Annotated in this window: 23 protein-coding genes and 1 pseudogene; 14 read left to right on the plus strand and 10 right to left on the minus strand. The window is 73.3% G+C overall.

Annotated features, from left to right (window positions below):
- The first annotated feature begins 96 nt into the window (after positions 1–96).
- Positions 97–2,019: a glycoside hydrolase family 15 protein gene (locus ACXNSR_RS02385; protein WP_458640458.1), complete on the plus strand. Its 1,923-nt coding sequence runs from the start codon at positions 97–99 to the stop codon at positions 2,017–2,019.
- A 43-nt stretch (positions 2,020–2,062) separates the two neighbouring features.
- Positions 2,063–3,283: an FAD-dependent monooxygenase gene (locus ACXNSR_RS02390; RefSeq protein WP_458640459.1), complete on the plus strand. Its 1,221-nt coding sequence runs from the start codon at positions 2,063–2,065 to the stop codon at positions 3,281–3,283.
- Positions 3,284–3,349: 66 nt separating this feature from the next.
- On the opposite strand, the gene ACXNSR_RS02395 is transcribed toward ACXNSR_RS02390, so the two are convergent.
- Positions 3,350–3,991: a hypothetical protein gene (locus ACXNSR_RS02395; RefSeq protein ID WP_458640460.1), complete on the minus strand. Its 642-nt coding sequence runs from the start codon at positions 3,989–3,991 to the stop codon at positions 3,350–3,352.
- 135 nt (positions 3,992–4,126) lie between these two features.
- On the opposite strand from ACXNSR_RS02395, the gene ACXNSR_RS02400 reads away from it, so the two are divergent.
- The 3 genes from ACXNSR_RS02400 to fusA all read left to right on the plus strand — a co-directional run bounded on the left by ACXNSR_RS02400 (position 4,127) and on the right by fusA (position 8,788).
- Complete coding sequence (locus ACXNSR_RS02400) at positions 4,127–4,804, plus strand: response regulator transcription factor (RefSeq protein WP_458640461.1); 678 nt, start codon at positions 4,127–4,129, stop codon at positions 4,802–4,804.
- A gap of 118 nt (positions 4,805–4,922) precedes the next feature.
- Positions 4,923–6,299, plus strand: a complete 1,377-nt coding sequence (locus ACXNSR_RS02405; RefSeq protein ID WP_458643540.1) for a sensor histidine kinase — start codon at positions 4,923–4,925, stop codon at positions 6,297–6,299.
- A 413-nt stretch (positions 6,300–6,712) separates the two neighbouring features.
- Positions 6,713–8,788, plus strand: a complete 2,076-nt coding sequence (gene fusA, locus ACXNSR_RS02410; RefSeq protein WP_458640462.1) for an elongation factor G — start codon at positions 6,713–6,715, stop codon at positions 8,786–8,788.
- A 128-nt stretch (positions 8,789–8,916) separates the two neighbouring features.
- Here the strand turns inward: fusA and ACXNSR_RS02415 are convergent, their stop codons facing one another.
- The 4 genes and pseudogenes from ACXNSR_RS02415 to ACXNSR_RS02430 form a co-directional block, all read right to left on the minus strand.
- Entirely contained in the window at positions 8,917–9,786 is an 870-nt protein-coding gene (locus ACXNSR_RS02415) for an alpha/beta fold hydrolase (RefSeq protein WP_458640463.1), read from the minus strand.
- A 76-nt stretch (positions 9,787–9,862) separates the two neighbouring features.
- On the minus strand, positions 9,863–10,600 hold the full coding sequence (locus ACXNSR_RS02420) for an SAM-dependent methyltransferase (RefSeq protein WP_458643541.1): 738 nt from the start codon (positions 10,598–10,600) through the stop codon (positions 9,863–9,865).
- Positions 10,601–10,615: 15 nt separating this feature from the next.
- A pseudogene (locus ACXNSR_RS02425) lies at positions 10,616–11,830 on the minus strand (glycosyltransferase); the annotation flags it as partial.
- Between the two features lie 10 nt (positions 11,831–11,840).
- The gene (locus ACXNSR_RS02430) at positions 11,841–12,527 is read right to left on the minus strand and encodes a hemerythrin domain-containing protein (protein ID WP_458640464.1); all 687 of its coding nucleotides are present in this window, start codon (positions 12,525–12,527) and stop codon (positions 11,841–11,843) included.
- A 172-nt stretch (positions 12,528–12,699) separates the two neighbouring features.
- Here ACXNSR_RS02430 and ACXNSR_RS02435 point away from each other — a divergent pair, with 172 nt between their 5' ends.
- The 5 genes from ACXNSR_RS02435 (at position 12,700) to ACXNSR_RS02455 (ending at position 16,629) form a co-directional block, all read left to right on the plus strand.
- Positions 12,700–13,593: a LysR family transcriptional regulator gene (locus ACXNSR_RS02435; protein ID WP_458640465.1), complete on the plus strand. Its 894-nt coding sequence runs from the start codon at positions 12,700–12,702 to the stop codon at positions 13,591–13,593.
- 97 nt (positions 13,594–13,690) lie between these two features.
- Positions 13,691–14,026 (plus strand): lysine transporter LysE, encoded by a 336-nt coding sequence (locus tag ACXNSR_RS02440; protein ID WP_458640466.1) that lies wholly within the window; start codon positions 13,691–13,693, stop codon positions 14,024–14,026.
- Positions 14,027–14,145: 119 nt separating this feature from the next.
- Entirely contained in the window at positions 14,146–14,688 is a 543-nt protein-coding gene (locus ACXNSR_RS02445; protein WP_458640467.1) for a heme-binding beta-barrel domain-containing protein, read from the plus strand.
- Positions 14,689–14,808: 120 nt separating this feature from the next.
- Positions 14,809–15,582 carry a polysaccharide deacetylase family protein gene (locus ACXNSR_RS02450; protein WP_458640468.1) on the plus strand — a complete coding sequence of 258 codons (774 nt, stop codon included), beginning with the start codon at positions 14,809–14,811 and terminating at the stop codon, positions 15,580–15,582.
- A gap of 135 nt (positions 15,583–15,717) precedes the next feature.
- On the plus strand, positions 15,718–16,629 hold the full coding sequence (locus ACXNSR_RS02455) for a sigma-70 family RNA polymerase sigma factor (RefSeq protein ID WP_458640469.1): 912 nt from the start codon (positions 15,718–15,720) through the stop codon (positions 16,627–16,629).
- A gap of 74 nt (positions 16,630–16,703) precedes the next feature.
- Here the strand turns inward: ACXNSR_RS02455 and rox are convergent, their stop codons facing one another.
- Entirely contained in the window at positions 16,704–18,137 is a 1,434-nt protein-coding gene (rox, locus tag ACXNSR_RS02460) for a rifampin monooxygenase (RefSeq protein WP_458640470.1), read from the minus strand.
- A gap of 153 nt (positions 18,138–18,290) precedes the next feature.
- Here rox and ACXNSR_RS02465 point away from each other — a divergent pair, with 153 nt between their 5' ends.
- The 3 genes from ACXNSR_RS02465 to ACXNSR_RS02475 all read left to right on the plus strand — a co-directional run bounded on the left by ACXNSR_RS02465 (position 18,291) and on the right by ACXNSR_RS02475 (position 22,613).
- Positions 18,291–19,490, plus strand: coding sequence for an NAD(P)/FAD-dependent oxidoreductase (locus ACXNSR_RS02465; RefSeq protein ID WP_458640471.1), 1,200 nt, complete (start codon positions 18,291–18,293; stop codon positions 19,488–19,490).
- A gap of 289 nt (positions 19,491–19,779) precedes the next feature.
- Positions 19,780–21,855: an RICIN domain-containing protein gene (locus ACXNSR_RS02470; RefSeq protein WP_458640472.1), complete on the plus strand. Its 2,076-nt coding sequence runs from the start codon at positions 19,780–19,782 to the stop codon at positions 21,853–21,855.
- Between the two features lie 116 nt (positions 21,856–21,971).
- Entirely contained in the window at positions 21,972–22,613 is a 642-nt protein-coding gene (locus tag ACXNSR_RS02475) for a hypothetical protein (protein WP_458640473.1), read from the plus strand.
- Between the two features lie 104 nt (positions 22,614–22,717).
- Here ACXNSR_RS02475 and ACXNSR_RS02480 read toward each other — a convergent pair whose 3' ends face one another.
- Entirely contained in the window at positions 22,718–23,602 is an 885-nt protein-coding gene (locus tag ACXNSR_RS02480) for an ATP-grasp domain-containing protein (protein WP_458640474.1), read from the minus strand.
- A gap of 275 nt (positions 23,603–23,877) precedes the next feature.
- Here ACXNSR_RS02480 and ACXNSR_RS02485 point away from each other — a divergent pair, with 275 nt between their 5' ends.
- Positions 23,878–24,765, plus strand: coding sequence for an endonuclease/exonuclease/phosphatase family protein (locus tag ACXNSR_RS02485; protein ID WP_458643542.1), 888 nt, complete (start codon positions 23,878–23,880; stop codon positions 24,763–24,765).
- Here ACXNSR_RS02485 and ACXNSR_RS02490 read toward each other — a convergent pair.
- The 3 genes from ACXNSR_RS02490 to ACXNSR_RS02500 are packed head-to-tail and all read right to left on the minus strand — an operon-like array spanning position 24,760 to position 26,380.
- Positions 24,760–25,728: an NAD(P)-dependent alcohol dehydrogenase gene (locus ACXNSR_RS02490; protein WP_458640475.1), complete on the minus strand. Its 969-nt coding sequence runs from the start codon at positions 25,726–25,728 to the stop codon at positions 24,760–24,762. The two genes, ACXNSR_RS02485 and ACXNSR_RS02490, sit on opposite strands and share 6 nt — an antisense overlap.
- Positions 25,725–25,958, minus strand: a complete 234-nt coding sequence (locus tag ACXNSR_RS02495; RefSeq protein ID WP_458640476.1) for a helix-turn-helix transcriptional regulator — start codon at positions 25,956–25,958, stop codon at positions 25,725–25,727. Before ACXNSR_RS02495 ends, ACXNSR_RS02490 begins: the two co-directional genes overlap by 4 nt.
- Complete coding sequence (locus ACXNSR_RS02500) at positions 25,952–26,380, minus strand: hypothetical protein (RefSeq protein WP_458640477.1); 429 nt, start codon at positions 26,378–26,380, stop codon at positions 25,952–25,954. The genes ACXNSR_RS02495 and ACXNSR_RS02500 overlap by 7 nt, the downstream gene beginning before the upstream one ends.
- Between the last annotated feature and the right edge of the window lie 73 nt (positions 26,381–26,453).

Below are 26,453 nucleotides of genomic sequence, written 5' to 3' on the forward strand. Positions count from 1 at the left end.
CCCGCCCCGGTGCCCCGTACCTGCATGGTGGGTCCAGCTTTCGGCGCCCCGGCCCCCGCGCCCCGCGCGCCCGTCGAGTAGGAAGGGGCTGTACAGATGGCGTTCGCGAGGACCTTGCTGCCCGCCGTGCTCTGCCTGGCGCTCACCGGGGCGCCCGCCGCGCTCCCGCATCCCGCAGCTGCCGCTGCCGCCGCCGCGGCCGCGCCCTACGACGGCCAGGCCGGCCACGAGAGCGCGCTGTTCGGTGTGAAGGCCGCCGACAACGCCGCGGCCCAGGAGTTCACGGTGGACGGCACCCGGCTCTCCCGGGTGAGCGTCTGGCTGGGCAGCGGGGCGGCGACGGGCAGCGTGACCGCGCAGGTCCGCCGGGTCCGCGAGGACGCGGGGTCGGTGATCGCCTCGGCGACCCTGGACCTCGCGGCACTCGGCGGAGCCGGCGCCGGCTGGGTCGAGTTCCCGCTGAGCGCCAGCGTCACCGCGGGCACCACGTACTACCTCTTCCTCCAGGCGAGCACAGCGGAGAGCGGGCCGATCGCCTGGTACGGCACCACACGGCCGGTGCCCGGCTCGCTGACCAGCTGGAACTACGACAGGGTGTACTGGGGCGGCTGGCACGCCTACGACTCCCGGCTCGCCTTCCACGTCAATCCCACCGGCAGCGAGCGCTGCGGGGAGACCGAGCCCTGCTACGTGCCCGCCTCGGCGCTCGCCGCCCGTACGTCGGGCCTGCTGACCAACCGGGTCGCCACCGAAGCCGTCCTGCCCTCCTTCGCCGTGGGCGCCTCCTACGTCGACGGGAGCAATGTGCTGCGCCTGCCGTCGGGCCGGTGGCGGTACCTGCCCGACGGTGCTTCGGCGTCGGCGGTGGTCGAGGCGGACGACCCCGGCGCCCTGGCGCAGATCGAGGAGAGCCGCGCATGGCTGGCGGCGGGCGAGGTACCGGGGACCACCGCCGCGCAGCGGGCCGCGTCGCAGCGCGCCCTGCTGTCGATGCGGGCGCTGCTGAAACCGGGCGGCGCGTTCGCCGCGGCCTGGGCGCCGCCGTGGGAGTACTCCTGGCCGCGCGACGGGGCGTTCGCGGCGGTGGCGTTCGCGGCCACCGGGCACGACGAGGAGGCGTACCGGATCCTGGGCTACGACGCGCGTACCCAGCGGGCCGACGGGACCTGGGAGGCCCGTACCCTGCTGGACGGCAGCGGGCCGCCGGACGCCCGGAAGTGGCAGCTGGACGCCAACGGCTGGGTGCCCTGGGCCACGTGGCAGTGGTACCGGTCGGCGCCGCCCGGCGGGCGGGAGGAACGGCTGCGCGCGCTCTACCCGATGGTGCGCAAGGCGGCCGACTACGCCGCCCGCTGCCTCGGGCCGGACGGGCTGCCTCCGGCGTCCCCGGACTACTGGGAGCTGGACACGGCCACGCCCAACATCGGTACCGCCGCTCCCCTGCTGGCCGGGCTCCGCTCCGCGGCGGACCTGGCCGCGCAGCTCGGCATGGGCGCGGACGCGGAGCGCTGGGGAGAGGCGGCCCGGCGGCTGTCGGCCGCGATCGGCACCTCCTTCGCCCCGCTGGGGTACCAGCGGACCGTCGACGGCGAGCACGGCCGGGACAGCGCGGTGGCGTTCATGGCGCCCCCGTTCAACGCCGCCCCGGCCGGTCTCGGTGAGGCGCTGGACTCCACCTACCGGGCACTGCTGCTGCCGAACGGCGGCGTTTCCCCGGGCAACGACCCGTCGTTCAGCTGGGGTTCGTACGCGTGGACGGCCAGTACCTCCTTCTTCGCCCTCGCCTGGGCCGGTACGGGTGAGCCGGCGAAGGCGGGCGCGGTGCTCGACTGGGTGCTGTCGAAGCGGAACGGACTGGGCGAGCTCCCCGAAACGGTGAACGGGGCCGGACTGCCCTCCGCGGTGGCGCCCCTGGGCTGGACGGACTCCCTGGTCGTCCTCACCGCGCTGGCCCTCCAGGGTGCCGGGCGGCCCACTCCCCCGTCGACGCGGTCTTCCGCGCAAGGACCGGCCCTGTGAGGGTCACTCGAGTGCTGTGCATCGACAGGAGGCGGAGGCGGTTATGCGGGGTGGAACGATCGCGGTGGTCGGCGGGAGCATCGCGGGGTGCGCCGTCGCGGCGGCGGCGGCGCGGGCGGGTGCCGGTGAGGTGGTGGTGCTGGAGCGCACGCGCGGGCGGTTGCAGGACCGGGGCGTGGGCCTGTGCATCCACAACGAGCGGGCCGCCGAGCTCGGCGCGAGCGGCGCGCTGCCCGGGGGGATCGCCGCGCACCCGCTGGAGCGGCGCCGCTGGATCGTCCGCGACGATGCCCACGGGGCGGGCGGCCGGGTGATCTGGGAGCAGCCGTTCCCCTTCCACTCCTACCACTGGGGCCTGCTCTGGCAGGGCCTTCGCGGGTCCGTCCCGGACTCGGTGGTCTACCGGCAGGGGGAGGCGGTGACGGGGGTCGCGGAGGCCGGCGCCGCGGGCGTCGAGCTGCGGCTCGCCGGCGGGTCCGTCGAGCGGTACGACCTGGTGGTCGGGGCGGACGGGTACCGGTCGGTGGTACGCACGGCGCTCTGCCCCGACTCCCGGCCGCAGTACGCCGGGTACGTGTGCTGGCGCGGCAATTTCGACGCGGCGCTGCTCGCGGGGCTCGGCAGCGTCGCGGACTCGGCGCCGGATGCCGGGACCACGGTCTGCTTCCCGGGCGGCTCCTGCGTCATCTACCGGATCCCCGGACCGGACGGGCCCCGGGTGAACTGGGTGCTCTACGGCTCGCCGCCGCGGGACGGGCAGCTGCGCCTGGACGATCCGACGAGCTTCCCGCCGGGCGGCCTCACCCCCGCGCTGGCGGAGCATCTCGCGGCGTTGCTCGATCGCGAGTTCCCGCCGTACTGGGCGCAGGCGCTCGCGCTGACCGAACCGGCGGACACCTTCGTCCAGCCGATCTACGACATGGAGACTACGCGTACCGCCGCCGGCCGGCTGCTGCTCGCGGGGGACGCGGCGAGTGTCGTACGCCCGCACAACACGAGCGGCGCCGCCAAGGCGCTCCAGGACGCCACCGCCCTCGCGGACGGCTGGCGCCGCTGCGGGTCCTTCGAGGAACTGCTGTGCGGCTACGAGGAGACCCGCGGCGCCGCCGGACGGGAACTGGTCGCCCTGGCCCGCCGGCTGGGCCGCGCCCAGGTCGAGCGGACCCCGGCCTGGGCGGGCATGGACGGCGGGCAGATGGAGGCCTGGTGGCGGGGGCAGCTCGGCGGGGCCCCCGGTATCGGGGGCCGGGCGATGACGCCGTAGGCCGGCTCTTTCGGATCTTGCCGGGTCCGCGACGCCCGGCGAGATCCGAAAGAGACGACCAGGGCCTCAGCGGCCCTTGGTGGTGTTGCTGGTGATCGTGCCGTCCGTGCCGGACACGGTGACGGCGTGCCGGACGCCGTCGGAGCCGATGACCACGGCCAGCCAGGCGCTGCCGCCGCCTTCCTGGGCGACCGCGCGCAGCGCCTCGACCTTCCCGCCCGGCACGGCCGCGGCGGCCTTCTCGGCCGCCTCCCCGATGGCCAGGGAGGGGATGGGCGCGGGTGCCGGGGCGCTCCTGGCCCGGTCTCCGCGTCCGTCGGCGCCGCCGGGGCGGCCCTGCTCCCCGGGTGCCCCGGGGCCCTCGGGGCGGCCGGGCTCGCCCTTGCCGCGTTCGTGCCGCGGTTCGGCGGCGTGCGGGCCGCCCCGGAGACCGGCCTCGGGTCCCGGTCCGGCCCAGGCGATGCCCGGGCCCCGGTCGACGCGCCCGTGGTGGTCATGGTGTTCGGCCACGGCCACCGCGGTCACCGCGCCGACGACCACCACCGCGACCGCGCCCGCCGCCGCCCAGCGGGCAGGCCTGCCACGGGGGACGAGACGGCCCAGGGCCGCGGACTTGCGTGCCTGGGCCTCGGGAGCGGTCACCGGAGCGGACACGGCGGCGGTCTCGGCGGTCTCGGTCGGCTCGGACGGCGGGACGGAATCAGACATACAGGCACTCCTCAGGACAACCGGGCGCGGTGCGCGGCTCGTTCCAGAGCATGCTGAGCGGAAGCTGAAGCCCCGCTGAAGCCACCTGAAGACCTCTTCAGCCGACGACGGGGAGGGCCTGAGATCCTGTCCGGCATGCGCGTACTGGTGGTGGAGGACGAACGGCGGCTCGCCGTGGCCCTGCAGCGAGGGCTGCAGTCGGAGGGGTTCTCGGTGGACGTGGCCCACGACGGGACCCAGGGCCTGTGGCTGGCCACGGAGCACGACTACGACCTCATCGTGCTGGACATCATGCTGCCCGGGCTGAACGGGTACCGGGTGTGCGCGAGGCTGCGCGCGGCCGGCAACGAGTCCGGGATCCTGATGCTCACGGCGAAGGACGGCGAGTACGACGAGGCGGAGGCGCTCGACACCGGCGCCGACGACTTCCTGTCCAAGCCGTTCTCCTACCTCGTCCTGGTCGCCCGGCTCCGGGCACTCGGCCGGCGTACGGGCCGCCGGCGGCCCGAGGTGATGCGGTTCGGCGACCTGCTGCTCGACCCCGCCCGGCACTCCTGCTCCCGGGGCGGCACGGAGATCCGGCTGACGGCGCGGGAGTTCGCGGTGCTGGAGTACCTGGCCCGGCGCTCGGGCGAGGTGGTGCCCAAGCGGGACATCCTGGAGCAGGTGTGGGACAGCGCCTTCGACGGCGATCCCAATGTGGTCGAGGTCCACGTCAGCGCCCTCCGCCGCAAGATCGACGCGCCGTTCGGCCGCGCCGCGGTGGAGACCGTGCGCGGAGCGGGATACCGGCTGGCGGCCGACGGTGGCTGAGGCAGGGGCTGAGGCGGTGGCTGAGGCAGGGGCCGCGGCGGGACGCCCCGGCTCGCGCGAGCGCGTGCGCGCCGCCCTTCGCGCGGTCCCGGGCACGGTCCTGCGCCGGTGGCCCGTACTGCGGCGGCTGTGGCCCACCACCGTACGGGCGCGGGCCACCGTGGGCGCGAGCGTGGTGGTGGCGGCGGCCCTCGCGCTCGCCTCGTTCGCGCTGCTAGGGCTGCTGGAGGCGAACCTGCTCCGCAACGCGGAGAACGACGCCCGGCGCCAGGCCGAGAGCGTGGCACAGCTCGCCGCCACCGGGAAGCTGGGCCGTGTCCGGCCTCAGGCCCGTGGCATCGACTTCGTCCAGGTGGTGGGCGCCGACGGACGCGTCCTGTTCGCCAGCCCGAACCTGGCCGGCGCGCCCGCCTTCCCGCCGCCCGGGCCCGGAGCCCCGGGAACCCGGTTCCACACGTGGCGGGTCCGGCCGGTGGACGGTGAGTACCGGCAGCGGGTCGTCCAGGTCGTCACGCAGACCCCCGACGGCATGGCCACCGTCTACGCCGGCGCCTCCCTGCGGGACGCGGACGCGGCCGACGACACGACCACCGCCGCCCTCGTCATCGGCATGCCCCTGCTGCTGGCCACCGTCGCCCTGGTGACCTGGCGGGTCACCGGCCATGCGCTGCGGCCGGTGGAGGAGATCCGGGCCGAGGTCGCCGAGATCTCCGACCGGGGCCTGCACCGCCGGGTGCCGGTGCCCGCCACCCGCGACGAGGTCGCCCGGCTGGCCGAGACCATGAACTCCACGCTGGATCGGCTGGAGGCCTCGGGGATCCGCCAGCGGCAGTTCATCGCCGACGCCTCCCACGAACTGCGCAGCCCCATCACCGTCCTGCGCACCCAGTTGGAGGTGGCGCTGGCCGTCCAGGACCCCCAGCTGTGGCCCGAGCTGATCTCCGGGGCCCTGGAGGACATCGAACGGCTCCAGCACCTCACGGCCGACCTGCTGCTGCTCGCGCGGATCGACGCGGCCCAGCCGGTGGCCGCGGCCCCGCTGGACCTGACCGCCCTGGTCCGCGAGGTGGTGGAGGGCCGGCACGGCGACCGGGTCCCCGTGCGGCTGCGGCTGGAATCCGATGTGGAGGTCACGGCGGGCGCGCTGTGGCTCGGCCGGATCGTCACGAATCTCGTCGACAACGCGCAGCGCTACGCGGACGGGCGCGTGGACGTCACGCTGCGCACCGTGAAGGGTGCGGGTCCGGGCACGGCCGTGCTGGAGGTCGCCGACGACGGACCCGGTATCCCGGCGGCCGACCGGGAGCGGATATTCGAGCGTTTCACGCGCCTCGACGACTCGCGCAGCCGCGACCACGGCGGAGCCGGACTGGGGCTCGCCATCGCCCGCGACCTGAGTACCCACCACGGCGGAACGCTCACGGCCGAGGGCGGTGCGGGCGGGGCCGGGGGCGCGCGGCTGGTGCTGCGCCTGCCGACGACACCCCGTCCCTGACGGCGCAGAGGAAAACCCGGTGCCCCGGCGGGAGGTGATCACTAGACTCGCCGTACGCGCTGCCGACAGGGCACGCGCGTCTCATGCCGAGTGAAGAGAAGGGGAGCCGCGCCATGTGCACGTACCGCACCGCCGCCTTCGCTCCCCCGACCCGGTACGACGTGATCCCGGTGTCTCGCAGCGCGCGGTGCCGGCTGCGCGGCCGGCTCCGTATGCCCGTGACCCGCTTCTAGGGTTCGTCCTCCCGCCTTCCGTACGCCCGCAAGCCCGTGCGCCCGTACGTCCTCCTGCCCGGACTCCGTCCGGACCGGACGGCGACGCCGCCGCGCGCTTCGGTGGCCCGGGAGGACCGGGGCCGGCTTCCGGGAATCGCGCTGCCCCTTTTCCTCAGCACATCCGAAAGGCCTCCGGCCATGCGCGCCAACAGGCAGCCCAGCACCACTTCTTCCCTCACCGCCGTCCGCAACCTGGGCATCCTCGCCCACGTCGACGCGGGCAAGACCACCATCACCGAACGGATCCTCTTCGCGACCGGTGTCATCCACAAGCGGGGCGAGGTCCATCACGGCACCACCGTCACCGACCACGACCCCCAGGAACGCGATCGCGGCATCACCATCTTCGCCGCGGCCGTGAGCTGCGCCTGGGACGGTCATCGGGTCAACCTGATCGACACCCCGGGTCACGTCGACTTCTCCGACGAGGTCGAGCGCTCCCTGCGGGTGCTGGACGGGGCGGTGGCGGTCTTCGACGCCGTAGCCGGCGTGGAACCGCAGAGCGAGACGGTGTGGCGGCAGGCCGACCGGCACGGTGTGCCGCGGATCGCGTTCGTCAACAAGCTGGACCGGGCGGGCGCCGACCTCGACACGGCGGTCGCGTCCATCCGCGAGCGCCTGGGCGTCGTCCCGCTGGTGGTTCAGCTGCCCATCGGAGCCGAGGAGTCGTTCTCCGGCGTCGTCGACCTGCTGGCCATGCGCTCGCTGCACTGGCGGGCCGGCTCCGACGGCTACCGGGCGGGCCCGGTCCCCGAATCCCTGCGGGAGGAGGCGGCCCGGCGCCGCCGGCTCCTGGAGGAGACGGTGGCGGAGCTGCACGCCGACGCCCTGGAGGAGTTCTGCTCGGCCTCGGCCCTGACGGACCGGACCCTGGTCCGGGCCCTGCGGGAGCTGACGCTGAGCGGTGACGGTGTCGTGGTGCTGTGCGGATCGGCGTACCGCAACCGCGGGATCGAGCCGCTGCTGGACGCCGTCCTCGCGTACCTGCCGTCGCCCGCCGACATGCCCGCGGTACGGGGGCTGGTGGCGGACGGTGTCGAGCAGGAGCGGGCCCCCGACCCGGCGGAACCGTTCACGGCCCTCGCCTTCAAGGTGACGGCGACGGAGACCGGGCGCCTCACGTACCTGCGGGTCTACGCGGGCACCCTGCGCAAGGGCGCGACGGTCCTGGACACGGCCACGGGCCGCACGGAGCGGGTCGGCCGGATCCTGCGGGTCCAGGCCGACCGGCACGAGGAACGGGAGGAGGCGGTGGCCGGTGACATCGTCGCGGTGATCGGGCTGAAGGCCGCCCGGGCGGGCACCACCCTGTGCGCGCCGGACGCCCCGCTGGTCCTCGAACCGCCGTCGGTGGCCGAGCCGGTGGTGTCGGTCGCGCTCGAGGCCCGTCGGAGCATCGACACGGGTCGGCTGTCGGCGGCGCTGGCGCGGCTCGCCGAGGAGGACCCGTCGCTGGTGGTGCGGTCCGACGCGGAGAGCGGCCAGACCGTGCTGTCGGGGATGGGCGAACTGCACCTGGAGGTCGCGGTGGAGAAGATCCGCAGCGGCCACGGGGTGGAGGTCGTCATCGGCCGGCCGCAGGTCTCCTACCGGGAGACCGTCGTGCGCGGGGTCAGCGGCCTCGTCCACCGGCATGTCAAGCAGGACGGTGGTGCGGGTCAGTTCGCGCACGTCGTCCTCGACGTCGAGCCGCTGGAGGAGCCGTGCTTCGAGTTCCGCTCGACGGTCGTCGGCGGTCGCGTACCGCAGGAGTACGCGCGCGCCGTGGAGGCCGGCTGCCGGGACGCGCTCGCCGAGGGCCCGCTCGGCGGGTTCCCGGTGACGGGACTGCGGGTCACGCTCACCGACGGGGCGACCCACTCCAAGGACTCCTCGGAGATGGCGTTCCGCGCGGCGGGCAGGTTCGGGCTGCGCGAGGCCCTGCGCCTGAGCACGATGGAGCTCCTGGAACCGCTCGTCGAAGTCACGGTGACGGTTCCGGAGGACGGCGTCGGGAGCGTGCTGGGTGATCTCGCGGCCCGCCGCGGCCGGGTCTCCGGTTCCACGGCCGAGGCCGGTACCGCGGTGATCACGGCGGCCGTTCCGCTGGCCGAGCTGTTCGGCTACGCGTCCCGGCTGCGCGGCCGGACGCGGGGCCGGGGCACCTTCACCACCCGGCCGGCCGGTCTCGCTCCGGTACCGGCGTCGGTCGCGGGGACCCTGCCGGTCCGCTGAGACCACCGGGTGACCGCCGGACGGCCGCCCCGCCCCACCCCCGTTCACCGGGGGCGGGACGGCCGTCCGGGCGATCCGCATGGAGGGTCCGCCGAACCGGTCACCCGGTTGCGGTCACCCGGTTGCGGTCACGCCCGGGCGGACGGGGCCGGGAGCGTGGCGAGTTCGCCCAGGGTGCGCGCCGCCGGGGCCGGGTCGACCAGCCACATGAGGTGACTGCCCGCCAGCGTGCGGACGTCGTAGGGGTTGTCCGGTGTCAGCTCGTCGCCCTCGCGGATCAGCCGGTCCTGCATGGCGAGGGGCAGGCTGGCGTCGTCGGCCAGGCGAACGTAGGTCCTGGGGATGCGGCCCCAGGTGGCGGCCTGCGCCCGGTCGGCGGGCCCGCCGACGTCCAGGTTCTCGTCCGGCTGGAAGGTGTTCAGGAAGGTCAGGAACTGCTCTTCGGTGCCGTCGGCGAAGAAGGCCGCCCTGAACGCGGCGAGCGACTCCGGTTTCGCCGTACGGAAGTTGACGCGGAGCAGCCCGAGGTCGGCGGGGTTCCCGGCCAGTGCCGAAGCGAAGGCGCCGACGTCGACCCCGGCCATCTCCGGCTCGGCGTAGTAGTCATTGACGTCGAGCCGGACGGGGCACCAGGACGAGACGTAGACGATGCGGTCGATCAGGTCCGGGCGGGCGTTGGCCGCGGCCGTGACCGTGATGCCGCCGCGGCTGTGGGCGACGAGGATCACGGGGCCGTTGCGCTTGGCCCGTTCGAGTATCCCGATCAGGTGCGCGGCGTTGTCGGCGAGCGTGACGCCCTTGATCGCACCGGGCGCGGCGGCGAGCCCGTCGGGGTCCTGCGGTGCCTGATAGGCGCGGGTGAAGGTCGCCCCGAAGCCGTGGCCGGGCAGGTCGACGGCGACCGAACGGTGCCCGAGGAGGCCGAGTTCGGCCTGGAGGGGTGCGAAGGAGAAGGAGTTCGCGAAGGCTCCGTGGACCAGTACGAACGTCGGTTGCATCGATGTACTCACTTTCCGGCCGCGGCAGTTCCGCGTCGGCCTTGGCGGCGCTGATGGGGGGGTGGAACGGTCTTGATCAGTCCGACGTACGGCGCAGCACCAGGCAGAGGAAGCCGAAGCTGTCCCGGTACCCGTGCAGCCACTCCGAACGCGCGGCGGTGGCGGTCTCCAGCGCCTGTGCGGCGGCCGGATCGTCGGGGTGGTCCAGAGCCCATGCGGCCAGCGAGCCCCAGCAGGCCCACTCGTAGGCGTCCAGCTCACCGCGGGTGCTGGCATGGGCGTGGACGGGGGTCCAGCCGTCGGCGACGACACTGTCCACCGTGGTCGCCAGGTCGGCGAGTTCACCGAACATCTCGACGGCCTCGGGCGAAGGGGTGCGGTCCCAGAACGACTCTCCGATCAGCACGCGGCCGCCGGGAGCCAGGTGCCCGCGGGCCGCGGCGAGGGTGGGGAGGAGCCCGCCGAAGGCGTGCGCGGCGCCGACGCTGATCACCAGGTCGAAGGGCCGCGCGGAGACGAAGTCCCCGGCCGCCTGCCGGTGGAGGACCAGCCGCTCGTCGACTCCGCGCGCGGTCGCCGCACGGCGGGCCCGGTCCAGGGCGACTTCGGAGACGTCGACGCCCTCGGCGTGCAGGTGCGGGTGCGTCTCCAGCGCGCGCAGAAGCCATTCCGCCGTGCCGCATCCGAGGTCGAGCACGCGCTCGTCGCCCCGCGGGAGGCCGTGTTCGAGCAGTCGGGCGACCGAGTCGTCGGCGAGCGGGGACTTGATCGGGTGGCCGGCATGGGCGATCGCGGAGATCTGCTCGCGGCTCATCGGCGCGGCCTGCCCCGTGCCGAGGAGCAGCTTCGCGGCCACCTCCGTCCCGTCGGTGCGGACCGTGTCGGCGACGGCCTTCGCCCGTGCTCGCGTCTCGGGGGTGAGGGCGGTCCCGAGCGCGGCCGACAGGGATTCGAAGGTCGGGGTCGGGCCCTCGTGTGCCGCGCCGATGCCCAGCTCGGCCACGCGGCCGGCCCAGTACGGCTGGTCCGCCATCTGGGGCACCACCACCTGGGGGGCGCCCGCCCGGGCGGCCGTCGTCGTGGTGCCCGCGCCGCCGTGGTGCACGACCGCGGCCACCCGGCGGAACAGCGCCTGCTGGTTGACCTCGCCGATGGCGAAGCAGTCGTCCCGGTCGTCGGTCAGGGCCAGGTCCGCCCAGCCCTGCCCGAGGAGTACGCGGCGGCCCTGCGCGCGCACCGCCTCGATGGCGGCCCGGGCGACTTCCTCCGCGTTGCGCACGGGAATGCTGCCGAAGCCCACGTACACCGGTGGCGTGCCGGCGTCCAGGAACGCCTCCAGGCCGGCCGGGAGAGGGCGTTCGTCCGGCCGTATCCACGCACCGGTCTGTTCGACGTCGAGGTCCGCCGGCTCCTGCCAGGGGCTCAGGACCGGGTCCGCCGCGAGCCACGGCCGGTCGGTGAGGACGTAGTCGCGGAAGTGGTCCACGGGGGGCAGGCCGATCGACGCCCGGTGCGCGTTGAGTCCCGTGCCGAAGAGGACGTTCATGTTCTCGACGTCCAGGTCCCACAGGGCCCGGTTGTCGGTCACTCCCGGCGGGAAGGGGCGGCCCGGCCGTTCGAAGGGGGCGTGGTGCGGCGACGGCAGATAGGCCGGGAAGTAGGCCACGAACCTGTAGGGGATACCCAGCTTCTCGGCTGCCAGTCGCGCGCCGGCCGCGGCCGGGAGCAGGCCGGTCGCCACCATCACGTCGCATCCCTCGGCTGCCGGGACGACCGCCTCGTACGTCGTGGCGAGCAGCGCGGCAGCGCGCTCGGGCAGTCCCGCCGCCGGCATCGGCGTCTCGCCGGTCACCGCCCGCTTCACGACCTCACGCACCGGCGAGCCGATCGGCACCAGCGGCAGGCCGACGCCGTCGAGGAAGTCCGCGAAGTCCGGCGGCGCGCACACCCGTACCTCCGCGCCGAGCGCCCGCAGCCGCACTCCGAGTCCCGCCATCGGCTCGATGTCGCCGCGCGACCCGTACGCCATCAACAACACACGCATGTGGTGGTTCTCATTTCCGTGGGTTCTGTTCTCTGGTCTCTGGATTCGTCCGCACGACCGCGGTCGTGCCCGGACTCCAGCGGTCGAGCTCGGCGTACGCCGGGATCCACCGGGCGGTGCAGGCGCCGTAGGAGGGTGCGGGCAGGAGGGCGAGGAGCCGCTCCGCAGTCGGTGCGTCGGCGCCGTCCAGCAGCCACGGCAGCAGCAACGGCGCCTCCCGGCCGATGTGCTCGGCCTGGACCCGTCCGAAACGGACCCACTGCTCGGCCGTCAGCTCCCGCCGGGCCAGCGGGAGCGCCGCTTGCTCCTCGTGCTCGAGGTGGCCCGCCAGGCCGCGGGTCAGCGCGTCGGCGAGCTGGCACAGCCGCAGCGATCCGGCACCGGGGTCGGTCAGCACCCCGTCGATGGCGCGGATCACCGTGGCGATGGCGGCGTGTTCGGCAGCCATCACCTCCAGCAGCGCCAGGTCGCTCGGCCGGCCGGTCAGCTTCCGCCGCAGCGGCGGCCACAGCGCGTCGTCCTCGGCCGTGTGGTGGGCGTGGAGGGCCTTCTTGAACAGCGTCCATCCGGCAGCGGTGGCCAGCACCTGCCGCGGGTCGTGGTCCGCGGCGGTGGTGATCCGGTCCAGGTGGACCAGTTCCCGGCGCAGGGCATCGTGCATCGCGTACATGACGGTCAGGCCGATGGCGTCGCTCACGGGCGGTTCGAGAGCGTTCCGGTGGGGCGCCGGATCGCGACCGGTCGTATGGATGGGGGGCTGTGCACGCGTGACTGCATGTCTCAAAGATCGTGCGGTTCGCACGTATGATCAAGGAACATTTGCGCGCGGTTCGATAACCGCCGGGTTATCGATGGAGGTTCGCGGTCCGGTGGAGCTGCGGGACATCGAAATCTTCCTGGTGCTGGCCGAGGAGCTGCACTTCGGCCGGACCGCACAGCGGCTGCACATCTCCCAGGCGCGTGTCAGCCAGGCCATCAAGAAGCAGGAACGGCGCATCGGAGCCGAGCTGTTCGCCCGTACCAGCCGCACGGTGCGCCTGACGGAGGTCGGCCGCCAGTTCCGCGACGACCTGCAGCCGGTCTACGCGGGCCTGCACGAATCCCTGGAGCGCGCCCGATTGGCGGCCCGCGGCATCACCGAACGGCTCGACGTCGGCCTGATGCCCTTCAACGTCGCCGATCTGCACCCCTATTGGAAGGCGTTCCGCGCACGGTATCCGCACTGGGGTCTGCGGGTACGCCAGTTGACCTTCACCGATGTGTTCGGTCAGCTCCGCAGTGGTACGACGGACGTCGCGGTCCTCTGGCTGCCGGTGGAGGAGCCGGACTTCACCGTCGGGCCGGTCCTGTGCACCGACTCCCGGATCCTCGCCGTGGCCGCCGACCACCGGCTCGCGGGACGGGACTCGGTGCCGCTGGAGCTGCTCGCCGACTTTCCGCACGGCACTGCCCACGGCCTGTCGGACTACTGGGAGGACAGCTACCTGCCCTTCCACACCCCACGGGGCCGGCCGATCGAGCGCATCGAGTCCGCGGCGTCGGACAATGCCGATCAACTCATCAACCACGTCGGCATGGGCGAGATCATCCACACCTTCCCCAGCCATGTCACCAGGCACTGGGGCATGTCGAACATCCGATGGCTGCCGCTCCCCGAGATGGTTTCCCTGCACTTCGTCCTGGTCTGGCGGACCGAAGCCGAGAACGACCTCATCCGCGCTCTGGCCGACACGGTGCGGGACCTCGGAGTGTTCCGCTTCTGACGGAACGTGGCGCCGCTGTCAACCGTGCGGGCCCCGCGCGAGTCCTCGATACCGGTCCCCGTGCGGGGGCGGCCGTAGGGGAGGGTGGAGGAGCACCATGTGGGTCTTCAGCGCACTGAAAGGCATAGGCGAGTTCCTGATCGAGTGGGTCGGAGAAGCCGTCGGCGAGGTGATCCTGAGTCTGTTCGCCTGTGCCTTGCTCGGTGGCCTGGTTCTGGTCGCCTATCTGAGCTGGTCCTTCAGTCCGCGCCTGACCATCGCGGGAGCCGGGGTGCTCAGTCTCTTCCTGGCCCACGGCGCCTGGCAGACGTTCCGCACCCCCACGAAGGGTCGGCGCCGGGGCTTCGCCGCCCTGACCGCAGCCGTCTTCGCAGTGACCGCGGGGACGGCCGTCTTCCTGTTCTTCTACACGAGCGGCTGCGGCTGCCTCTGAGTGGACGAAGCGCCGCGACGCGTCCGGTTCCCGGTCGTCGTTCCGGTGCTTCCTTCACTGGTCGGGCGCAGCCCTTAAGCTGCGGGAATCGGCGGTACTCGCAGACAGACAAGGTGAACATGTTCGAGCCGGTGCAGGAAAATCCCTACCCCGACAGCCACGTCCTCGGCGAGGGCCCCGAGCCGCATCCGCTGCTGCGGCCGGTGCTGCCCCTGCTGGGGCGCTGGCACGGCCGGGGGCAGGGCGAATACCCGACCCTCGAGAAGGACTTCCGCTACGAGCAGGAGATCACCTTCAGCCATGACGGCCGCCCCTTCCTGCGCTACGAGGCCCGCGCGTGGCTGATCGACGAGTCCGGGGCGCCGGTGCGGCCCGCTGGCCGTGAGGCAGGGTGGTGGCGGGTGACTCCCGACGCCGGGCTGGAGGTCGTGCTCGCCCACCCGACGGGCGTCGTGGAGACGTACGTCGGGCGGGTGTCCGGCACGGAGATCGAGATCGAGACCGAGGCCGTGGCCCTGACCCCGCTGGCCAAGGAGGTCACCGGCACGCGACGGCACTACACGGTCGGGAACGACGGGATGACGGTCGTCCACGACATGGCCGCCGTGGGACAGCCCCTGCAGCACCACCTCACGGCGCACCTGCGGCGACGCCCGTCGTAGGCGGGACCCGCGGGAGATCACCCGGGTGCCCCGGCACGGGCTGCGGGTGCTGCGGGGTGCGCCGTCGCATAGTCGGTGGCAGGCCGGAGCCGAAGGCCGTGACCGTGGGGAGTGACCGTGGTGGATGTGGTACGACGCTCCGCCCTGGCGGGCCTGCTGTGCGCGGGGTTCGCCGGGTTCGGGGGGCTCGCCGGATTCGCGTCCGCCTCCCCCGTCCGGGCCGCCTCCGGTCCCCGCCCGCCGGCCGCACTGCTCGGTGACGAGATCCGCCGGCTGCCCACCTCCCGCAAGGTCCTGGCCCTCACCTTCAACGCGGCCTGGGACGTCGCCGGGATCGACACGGTGCTGGCCGAGCTGCGCCGGCGGAAGCTGTCCGCCACCTTCTTCCCGACCGGCGAGTTCGCCGAGGCCCACCCGGCCGCGGTGCGCTCCATCGCCGACGCGGGGCACGGGCTCGGCAACCACTCGTACAGTCACCCCTACTTCGACGACCTCAGCACCGCCGAGCGGGCGGACGAGGTACGCCGGGCCGACGCCGCCATCCGGGCGGCGTCCGGGGCCGAGCCCCTGCCTTTCTTCCGGTTCCCCTACAGCTCCACCACCGCGGAGTCCGTCGCCGACGTCAACGATCTGGGATACGCGGCGATCGAGTTCAGCACCGACACGAACGGCTACCTCGGCCCGCAGGGCGGCATGAGTGTGGACAAGGCCGTGGAACGGGCCGTCGACGCCTTCGCTCCCGGGGCGATCATCCAGATGCACGTCGGCGGCAACGGATCCGGCGTCGTCCTCGACGCCGAAGCCCTTCCCCTGATCGTCGACGCCGCCGTGGCCGAGGGCTACGAGGTCATCGACCTGCGCCGGTTCCTCGAAGCCGCGCCGGCCGGCCGCTGACAGGTCCCGCTCCACGCGCCGGCGAGCGCGATGCTGCCCGCGGCTCTCACCCCCCTTACAGGCATGGCTCGTTGCCCTGTCGGTTATCGTCCGACTCGGCACCGACCGGTCGATCGGAACACGGGGATGTGACGGGTGAACGAGAAGGAAAAGGAAGTCGAGAAGGAAGTCCTGGCGCGGCGCTTCGAGGAGCACCGCTCCCACCTGCGGGCGGTGGCCTACCGGATGCTGGGCTCGCTCAGCGAGGCGGAGGACGCCGTGCAGGAGGCCTGGTTCAAGCTGAACCGCTCCGACACGACGGCGGTGGAGAACCTGGGCGGCTGGCTGACCACCGTGGTCGGCCGGGTGTGTCTGGACATGCTGCGCTCGCGCGGCACGCGGCGCGAGGATCCGCTGCACGATCAGGACGGGCAGGTCCGCCTCCCCGACCCGGTCGTCAGCCGCGCGGACGGGCTCGACCCCGAGCAGGAGATCCTGCTGGCCGACTCGGTCGGCATCGCGCTGATGGTCGTCCTGGACACCCTCGCCCCCGCCGAGCGCCTGGCCTTCGTCCTGCACGACCTGTTCGCCGTGCCGTTCGACGAGATCGCCCCCGTGCTCGGGCGTTCCGCCGCGACGGCCAGGCAGCTCGCGAGCCGCGCCCGCCGCCGCGTCCAGGGCGCGGCGCCCGCCCCGGACCCCGACCGGGCCCGGCTGCGCGCGATCGTCGACGCCTTCCTCACCGCCGCGCGCGGCGGTGACTTCGACGCCCTCGTCGCGGTCCTCGACCCCGATGTGGTGGCCCGCTCGGACGGCGGCACGCTGCGGCCCACGCTGCTCCGGCGCGGCGCGGCCGAGGTCGCCTCCCAGGCGATCACCTTCGCCCGGTTCGCCGAGGCCGCCCGCGCGGCACTGGTCAACGGGGTCCCCGGGGTCGTCGCGATGGCGGAGGGCCGGCCGCTGTCGGTCATGGCGTTCACCATCCGGGACGGCAGGATCACCGCGCTCGACATCCTCACCGACCCGGAGCGCCTGGCGCGCATCGACCTGAGCGTCCTCGACGGCTGAGCCGCCGGCGGGCAGCGTACGGAGCCGGGGCCGGTCGGGACCGGCTCCGGCTCCGTACGGTCCGTGCGCCGCGCTCAGGCGGTGGCGGCGCCGAACCAGGTGGGCAGCCGGTCGAGCAGATCCTGCTGGTCCTCGCCGACCCAGGCGACGTGGCCGTCCGGCCGCAGCAGCGCCGCGGGCACGTCCGGTTCCTCGGTGATGTCGACGACGTGGTCGATCCGGTCGGCCCAGCCCGCCACCGAGAGCCGGCCGGTCCGGTCCAGCAGGAGTCCCCGGCCGCCGCGCATCAGCTCGTACAGGCGCCCTTCCTTCAGCGGGATGTCGCGCATCCGCCGGCCGAGCAGTTCGTGCCCCTCGCCGAAGTCGTAGCGGACCCCGACCGCGGAGGTCATCCCGGTCACGTACCGGTTGACCTCTTCGAGGTCCAGCAGCTCCGAGAACAGCTCGCGCAGCGCCACCGCACCCGGCTCCGTCCCGAGCAGCACGCCCTGGGCACGGGTGTTGGCCACGACGCGGGCTCCCACCGGGTGCCGTTCGGCCTCGTAGGTGTCGAGCAGCCCCTCCGGCGCCCAGCCGCGCACCTCGGCGGCCAGCTTCCAGCCGAGGTTGAAGGCGTCCTGCACACCGAGGCCGAGGCCCTGGCCGCCGGCCGGCGGGTGGACGTGCGCGGCGTCGCCGGCCAGCAGCACCCGGCCGGCCCGGTAGCGCTCGGCCTGCCGGCTGCCGTCGCCCACGCGGGACAGCCAGCGCGGCGCGTGCACGCCGAAGTCGGTGCCCGCGAACTTCCGCAGCTGCTGCTTGAACTCCTCCAGGGTCGGCTCGGCCGCCCGGTCCTCGGCCACCCCGTCGGCGGGCACGATGATCCGGTACACCCCGTCCCCCATGGGAACGGTTCCGAACCGTACGTGCACCTTGCGGGCTTCGGCGGTGATGGCGGCCACCGCGTCCGGCTCCGCGGTCACCTCCATGTCCCCGAGCAGCGTCTCGACCTTCGCGGGCTCGCCGGGAAAGCCGATGCCGAGCAGCCCCCGCACCGTGCTGCGGCCGCCGTCGCAGCCGACGAGGTAGCGCGAGCGCAGCCGCGTGCCGTCGGCCAGCTCCACGGTGACCCCGTCCTCGTCCTGGCTCAGCCCGGCCAGTTCGCAGCCCCGCCGGATCTCGGCACCGAGCTCGGTCGCGCGCTCGGTGAGCAGCTGCTCGGTGACGGTCTGCGGTGTCGCGAGGCCGAACGGGTGCGCGGTGTCCAGACGGTCGGGCCGCAGCTTGAGGAGGCCGCCGAAGTCACTGGTCGTGAACGGTTCGCTGACCGCGAGGAACCGGTCGAGCAGACCCCGCTGGTCCAGCAGCTCGACGGTGCGCACGTGTATTCCGCGGCCGCGGGACTGGCCGGCCGGCTCGGTCAGCTTCTCCAGTACGACGGTTCGTACGCCGGCGAGCCGCAGCTCGGCGGCGAGCATCAGCCCGGTCGGTCCCCCACCAGCAATGATCACGTCGATCTCGTCGATCATCAGAACTCCCATCTCCGCAGGTCCTGGCCTCAGCCGTCCATTCTGCGGCAGGTCCGGGGCCAGCCCTGCGGAGTGATCCGCCTCACACCCTGTCACAACCCGCCAGGGCGCGGTGTCTTGATGTCGAACCGCTCAGGACGAAGGAGAAGCACCATGAACCAGCACACCGAAGTGGTCGTGATCGGCGGCGGATACGCGGGCGTGATGGCGGCCAACCGCCTGACGCAGCGGGACGGCGTGACGGTGACCCTGGTCAACCCGCGCGCGACGTTCGTGGAGCGGATCCGCCTGCACCAGCTGGCGGCCGGGACCGACGACGCGGTCGTCGAGTACCGCGAGGTCCTGGCCGAGGGCGTGCGGCTGGTCGTGGACACCGTGACCCGGATCGACGCGGGCGGGCGCACCGTGGAGCTGGCCGCCGGCGGCACGGTCGGCTACGACTACCTGGTGTACGCGGTGGGCAGCGGCAGCGCCGACCCGAGGGTGCCCGGGGCCGCGGAGTTCGCGCACCCGATCACCACCCTGGAGGAGGCGCAGCGACTGCGGCCGGTCCTCGACGCCGCCGCCCCCACGGCCGCGGTGACGGTGGTCGGGGCGGGTCCGACCGGCATCGAGACCGCCGCCGAACTCGCGGAACGGGGCCGCCGCGTGACCCTGATCTGCGGTGGAGTGCTCGGCCCCTACCTGCACGGCCGGGGCCGCCGCTCGGTCGCCGGGCGGCTGGCCGGGCTCGGAGTCACCGTGCTCGACGGCCCCGGGACGAGGGTGACGGCGGTGACCCGCGATGCGGTGGAGCTCGGCGACGGCCGCGAGGTGCCGAGCGCGGTGACCATCTGGACCGCCGGCTTCGGGGTGCCGGACCTGGCCGTGCGCAGCGGGCTGAGCACGGACGACCTGGGCCGCCTGCTCACGGACGAGACGCTGACGAGCGTGGACGACGAACGCGTCGTCGCGGCGGGCGACTCGGCGGCGCCGTCGGGCCTGCCGCTGCGGATGAGCTGCCAGGCGGCGATACCGCTGGGCGCGCGGGCCGCCGACACGGTGCTCGGCCGGATCGACGGAGAGCGGCCGGCGACCCTCAACGAGGTGTTCGCCGGACAGTGCATCAGCCTGGGCCGGGGCGCGGGCATCTTCCAGTTCTCGCACAGGAACGACGTGTCGCTGTGGTTCCACATCGCCGGCCGTCCCGGCGCGAAGCTCAAGGAGTTCGTGTGCAGGGGCACCGTCAAGCACCTGGCCGACGAGGCGGGCAGGCCCGGTTCGTACGGCCTGCACCGCGTCTCGGGAGGGGACCAGCGCGGGCGGCGGCTGCGGGCCGAGCGTTCCGCACCCTCCGAACCTCACAGGTCGTGACCGAGAGAATTCAGCAGGTAGTAATTAGGTGAATTCCTGACTGAATTCCCGTCAACAAGGCTCCGGTTCATATCTCGATTTGATAACAACCCATCAAGAAAGGACTGGACCATTCGGACGCGACGCGCGTAACTGGCCTTGTTTTATTGGGAGTTGAGTGTTCGTCAAATCAGGTCGACAGGTAACGGAATGATTTCTCGGACCGCGCCCCCGTTTGTCCGAATTCTCCTTCGCGTCCGTCTGGCAGGCTTCCGCGCACCTACTCTTCCGACAACGATTTGAGGTGCCCATGACAGGACGTCGCAGACGGCCTGCCGCCGCCGACCACCGCCGCAAACCCCGGCGGTTGATACTCGTCACCGCCGCCACGGCAGCGGCGGGGCTGATAGCCGCAGGCATCGCCTACTCCGGAATCGGTGACGGCGCCGAGGCGGCGGCCCCCGTGGTGGAGGCCGCCGCGGAGGCTCCGGCCGCCGCACCCGCCCGTGACCAGGAGCCGGAACCGATCGCGGCCGCGCCCGCCAACGAGACCGCGCGCGGCATGATCTACGACGGCCTCCAGGCCGCGCCGAAGGGCGACCGGTGCGTGGGTGTCTACCGCACCGACACCGGGCTGTGCACCCACGGCCCCGACGCCCCGCCCAAGGGCGTCGACATCACGAAGGACATCGCACCCGCCGTCAAGGAAGCCGCTCCGGCGGCCGACCCGGCCCGCCCCGCGGCCGACGACCCGGCGAGCAAGGAAGGCGACGGGCGTCCTCAGGACGCGCCCGCGGCCGATGCGTCGACGGCCACCAAGGCCTCCGCACCCGAGCCCGCCGCCGCGGCCGCCGCGTCCGGCAGCCAGAACGTCGCCGCCGGCCCCGCCGGCCAGACCGTCCAGTGCGACGGCGACGGCAGCACCGGCAACCGCGTGCAGGTCGTCTACGTCCACGCGCCGGGCAAGGACCGCTACTCCGAGTACGTCGCCTCGTTCCGCAAGTGGGCGGCCGACGCCGACCTCATCTACTCGGCGAGTGCCAAGGAGACCGGCGGAGTCCGTCACATCCGCTACGTGACGGCCGCCGACTGCACCCCCACCGTGCTCAACATCGAGCTCCCGGCCTCGGCTCTCGCCGAGTTCAGCGCGACCAACAACGCGCTCGCCGGCAAGGGCCTCGACCGTCGCGACCGCAAGTACATGATCTTCGCCGACAGCCAGGTCTATTGCGGCATCGGCACCTTCGCGGGCGACGAGCGGCCCGGCCAGGCCAACCAGAGCAACTTCGGCCCCTCCTACGGGCGCACCGACTCCGGTTGCTGGGGCGGTCACACCGCCGCGCACGAGCTCGGCCACAACCTGGGCGCGGTCAACAACAGCGCCCCGAACACCAGCCGTGGCGCGCACTGCACCGACGAGTACGACGTCATGTGCTACTCAGACACCCCGTACTACCCGCAGATGCGCAACATCTGCACCAACCAGGCGTCCGAGAACATCCTGGACTGCAACCACGACGACTACTTCCACACCAGTCCCAAGCCCGGTAGCTACCTGGCCACGCACTGGAACATCGCCGACAACCAGTTCCTGATGAAGAGCAAGGGCGGCGGTGGCGGCACGGACCCCGGTCCGAACCCCTCCCCCACGCCCACCAAGAAGCCCTCGCCGACGCCCACCAAGAAGCCCTCGGGCGGACCGGCCGTAACGGCGGGCCAGATCCAGTCCACCTCCGTCGTGGTGAGCTGGCCCAAGGTCGACGGCGCCTCCTGGTACGCGGTGCAGCTGAACGGCAAGCACCTGACGTGGGTCCAGTCCCAGGTGCTCCGCATCTACAACCTGCAGCCGAACACCGCCTACAAGGTCACCGTCTCGGTCCGCGACAGCGCCGGCCGTGACAGCGGCCCCGGCAAGGCCGCGTCCTTCCGTACGACGGGAGCGGGCGGCGGCGCCACCACGCCGGGCACCAAGTACGTGCTCGGCAACGGCAGCAGCGGCATGGCCGCGGAGCTGTGGGGCGGCCGCACCGCCGACGGCACCGTCCTCGTGGGCGGCCGCACCAACGGGTACGCCCAGCAGCAGTGGTACTTCGACGACGCGGGCAACGGGCAGGTGCGCATCAAGTCCGTCGCCTCCGGCAAGTGCCTCCAGCCCGGCGGCACCCCCGCCGCCGGCATGTGGGTCGCGCAGCAGCCCTGCGCGGGCGGCAACGGCGCGCAGGCCTGGAAGCTGACGTCCCGCGGCGGCGCGGTGACCGTGACCGACGCGAGCGGCTCCTTCGCCCTCACCGTCAGCAACCGGCCCTACTACGGGTACTGGCTGCTCGACCTCCAGCGTGCGGACGGCCGCGCGACGCAGGCCTGGACCCTGCAGAAGGCCGGCTGATCACTGCCACGGCGCAGCACGCCCTGACGCCCTGACGGCGTGAACCCACCCCGGCGGACGGCCGCACCGAGCGGCCGTCCGCCTGTACCCCTCATCTTGACCGGAGCACCCCGACGATGCGCATACGAATCGTTCTCTCGGCCGCCCTGGCCGCACTCGGCCTCATGTTCCTGCTCCCCGCCGCGGCCCACGCCCACGGTGACACCGTGAAGGTGGTGGTGACCGGGCAACGCGAGGGTCACGTCACCGCCGACGTCACCTGGGAGAACGACGGCGACGCCGTCGAGGAGGCCGTCGCCGCGACCGTGAACGCGACCAGCGTCGACGGCACCCGCACCCTGGGGGCCTGGCGCCTGGTGCGCGACCCCGCCGCGAAGCCCGCGGGCTGGACGACGGCCGAGGCGCTGCCGCCGGGTTCGTGGAAGGTCAGCGTCGACGTGGGCTTCCCGGCTCTGGGGCACGGTGAACTCGAAGTGGCGGTGCCCGTGGTGGACCCGGCTCCGGGTGGTCCCGCCCCGGCCGCCTCCGTGGCGGCTCCCGTCCCGTCGGCGGCCGCGCCGGTGTCCTCGGCGGCCTCCGCCGCCCCGGCCCCGGCTCCGGCCGATTCTTCGGCGCAGGCCGCGGAGCCGGCCGCCGAGACCGAGGGGTACGCCGTCTGGTGGACGACGGCGGGTGTGGCGGTCACCGCCGTGGCGGGTGCGGCCGTCGGTCTCCTGCTCCGCCGCCGCCGGCGCGTGCGGCTCGACCGTCTCAACTAGGCCGAGCCCCAGTCCCCGAAACCCCGGCACGGGGGGCCGGAGCGCCAGGGGGTGTCTTGTCGACCGGGCCCGGCCCGGAAGGCGGGGCACCCCCTGTGCCGTTTCTACCGGCCGGTGGCCAGCGCGCCGACGACCGCCTCGGCGAAACGCTCCAGCCTCTGCGGGACAACGCTCAGGAACAGGTTCGGCTCGATGAGTTCCAGCTCCATGACCACGGGCTCCCTGGCCCCGTCCAACGCCAGGTCCACCCGGGCGAACAGCAGGTCGCCCGGGGCGGGGACGGCCGCCAGCGCCGCCCGTGCCGTACGGAGCTCCGCCTCGGACGGCCGGTAGGGGGCGGCGCCGGGGTGCGGCACCCGGAAGTTGTCGATCAGCCCCGCCTCGGTCAGCAGGGCCTCCTTGCGGATCGCGTGGCTGAAGGTGCCGCCGAAGAAGACCAGCGCCCGCTCCCCCTCCTCCACCAGCGGCAGATACGGCTGGACGATCACCGTGCGGCCCTGGTCCAGCAGCATCCGCGCGTGGCGCTCGGCGTCCGTCCCGCGTCCGGGCTCGTAGCGCGCGGTGTCCCGTGCCCCGGAGGAGACGGCCGGTTTGACCACCACTCCGTGGGGCCCGTCGAACTGCGCCGCGCCCGGGACTCCTCCCGGTTCGAGGACCCGGGTCGGCACGACCGGGACTCCGCGCGCGGCGAGCTCCGGCAGATAGCGCTTGTCGCTGTTCCAGCGCACCAGCGGCGCCGGATTCCACAGCCGGGTGGCCTCGGCCGTCGCGTCCGCCCAGGCCAGGAACTCCGCGAGCCGGTCCGCGTAGTCCCAGGTCGACCGGATGACCGCGAGGTCGTAGCGGTCCCATCGTGGGGTGTCCGCGTCCCAGGCCACCGCCTGCGCGGACAGGCCCGCGGCGCGCAACGCCGTCAGGATCAGCGGGAGATCCGCGTCCTGGTCGGCGCCGCCCTCGCTCGTCACGATCGCGACCCTCGCCGTAGCCATACGCGTCTCCCGTTCCTGCTCCCCGGACCGCCCGCCGCGGCCACGACCCCGGACGATCACTCTTCCACACCGGCCCCGGCGGGAACCCGGCCGCCCGATCATGCGTCGTACCCGAGGTGGAAGACGGTCCGGGACAGACAGGCGGGGCTCCGGTGGTGGCGGAGCAGGCGGCGGCAGGGAGCGGCGAGCGGCGCAGCGCCGGGTGGCGCCGGGGCGCCGACGCCCGGGGCCGTACGCCCTGGACGCGCGGGCGCGTCGTCGCGGCCCTCGCCGCACTGAGCGCCGCGCTGCTGGTGTTCCACTCCGCGGTCCCCAACACGGTGGGCCGCCTGGGCAGCGCGCTGGAGGCCTTCCTGCCCTGGCTGGGCCTCGCGGTCCCGGTGCTGCTCGTCTCGGCGCTGGTGCGCCGCTCGTTCACCGCACTGGTGACCGTCCTGCTGCCCGCGGCCGCCTGGGCGGGCCTCTTCGGCGGGCTGTTGCTGCCGGCGGAGCGCGGCCCGCACGACATCACTGCCGTCCAGCACAACGTGAGCGACGAGAACCCGGACCCCAGCGGTACCGCGCGCGCCCTGAGCGCCTCCGCGCCGGATCTCATCGCCCTGGAGGAGCTGACGCCCGCCGCGCTGCCGGCCTACGAGGCGGCGCTGGCGGCCGCGTACCCGTACCACGCGGTCCAGGGCACGGTCGGCCTCTGGTCGAGGCATCCGTTCACCGAGGTCCGCCGGGTGGACATCAGGCCCGCGGGCATCGGCGAGGGCTGGGACCGTGGCCTGCGCTGCGGTGTGCGCACGCCCCGGGGCGAGATCGCGGTGTACGTGGCGCACCTGCCCTCGGTCCGCTTCCGGGCGAGCGGTTTCGGCTCCGGCCCGCGGGACGAGAGCGCGCGGCTGCTGGGTGCGGCCGTCGCCGCCGAGCAGCTGGAACGGGTGATCCTGCTGGGCGACCTCAACAGCACGGTGGACGACCGGGGACTCGCCCCGCTGACCTCCCGCCTGAGCGCGCCGCGGCGGGGGCTCGCCCTCAGCTGGCCCGCGGCCGTCCCGGTCGCCCGGATCGACCAGATCCTCACCCGCTCGGCGACCGCTGCCGAGATCCGGACGCTGCCCGCCACCGGCAGCGACCACCTGCCGGTCGCCGCCCGCATCCGGCTGGACGCCTCATAGCCGGATGGCGACCTTGCCGCGCACCTGGCCGGCCCGCAGGTGGCGGATGGCGTCGGGCACCTCGGCCAGCGGGTAGGTCCGGTCGACGGCGGGGGTCACCGATCCGGCCTCGATGAGTTCCGTGAGGGCTTCGAGGTCGGGGTGGCGCACCAGCGTGCCGTGCGCGCGCAGCCGGTGGCCGACGAAGGGCGACAGCAGCATCGCGCCCAGCTGCCGCTGGTTGCCGCCGATCCACTTGCCGCCGCCTTCCCCGCCGACGATGACGAGGGTCCCGCGGGGGTTGAGGGCGCGGCGCAGCCGGGCGATGGGCCGGTTGCCCGCGATGTCCAGGATGACGTCGTAGCGGTGGCTGCCGTCGACCGGGTCCTGCTGGGTGTAGTCGAGGACCTCGTCGGCGCCGAGGGAGCGGACCAGGTCGGTCTTGGCGGTGCTGCACACGCCGGTGACGTGGGCGCCGAAGGCCTTGGCCACCTGTACGGCGAAGCTGCCCACGCCGCCGGAGGCGCCGAGGACGAGGACGCTCTGGCCCGCCTTGACCCGTCCGCTGTCCCGTACCGCGCCCAGGGCGGTGCACGCGGAGACGGGCACGGTGGCGGCCTGTTCGAAGTCCAGGGAGGCCGGCTTGGGCGCGAGGGTGCCCTCCTTGGCGCGGGCGTACTCGGCGAACGACCCCGTGCAGTTGCCGTACACCTCGTCGCCGGGCCGGAAACGGGTGACGTCGGGGCCGACGGCTTCGACCACTCCCGCGACGTCCAGGCCGCGGACGCGCGTCCTGGGTCTGCGCAGACCCGTCACGGCGCGGACCGCGTAGGGCATGCCCGCCATGAGGTGCCAGACGCCCTGGTCGACACCGGCCGCGTGCACCCGTACGAGGACCTCCCCCGGGCCCGCGACCGGCCGTTCCGTCTCCTCCATCCGCAGGACCTCGGGCGATCCGTAGACGTCCTGGACCATGGCCTTCATTCTTCGTCCCCTTCAGTGGATGTGTACTGGAACACGCTGTCGAGCGGTACGGCGAAGACCCGCGCGATCTCGAACGCCTTCTCCAGGGACGGCGAGTAGCGGCCCTGCTCGATGGCGATGACGGTCTGACGGGTCACGCCGATCCGGCGGGCGAGCTCGGCCTGGGTCATCTCGCCGTTGGCGAAGCGCAGGGCCCGGATGCTGTTGGTGACCCGGGTGGGCCTCACCACGGGTGGAAGCCGATCCGGTAGGAGGCGATCTTCGCGGTCGACGCGAGCAGCGCCGACAGGACGAATCCCAGATAGATCGCGTTGGCGATCCAGAACCGGTCCGCTTCGGCCATCGCCAGGAGCATCCCGGACACGGCGCCGATCGCGATGAACGACTGGCCGATGTGCTCACTGAACTGGTGGATCTCCCGGTCCCGCTGGTCCTTGACCTTGCCCTCCTCGGGCGAGAGCAGCGACACGGTGATGTGGAGCGCGATCGAGGCGACGATCGCCGCGCCGACCGTCCACAGCAGCACGGCCGCATAGGGCTGCTGGGTCAGGGGGTCGCTCCCGGACCGTCCGAGGATCACGGCCAGATACGTCCCGTACGACGCGACCGTGACCACGATCATGATCCACGCGCGTTTCTCCTCCAGCGCCACTGCCACTCCCCATGTAAAGAAAACCAGACATCGATAGTGTCAAGGAATCAGGACATGGTGTCAATATTTCTTT

The sequence above is a fragment of the Streptomyces sp. NC-S4 genome (assembly GCF_054353315.1).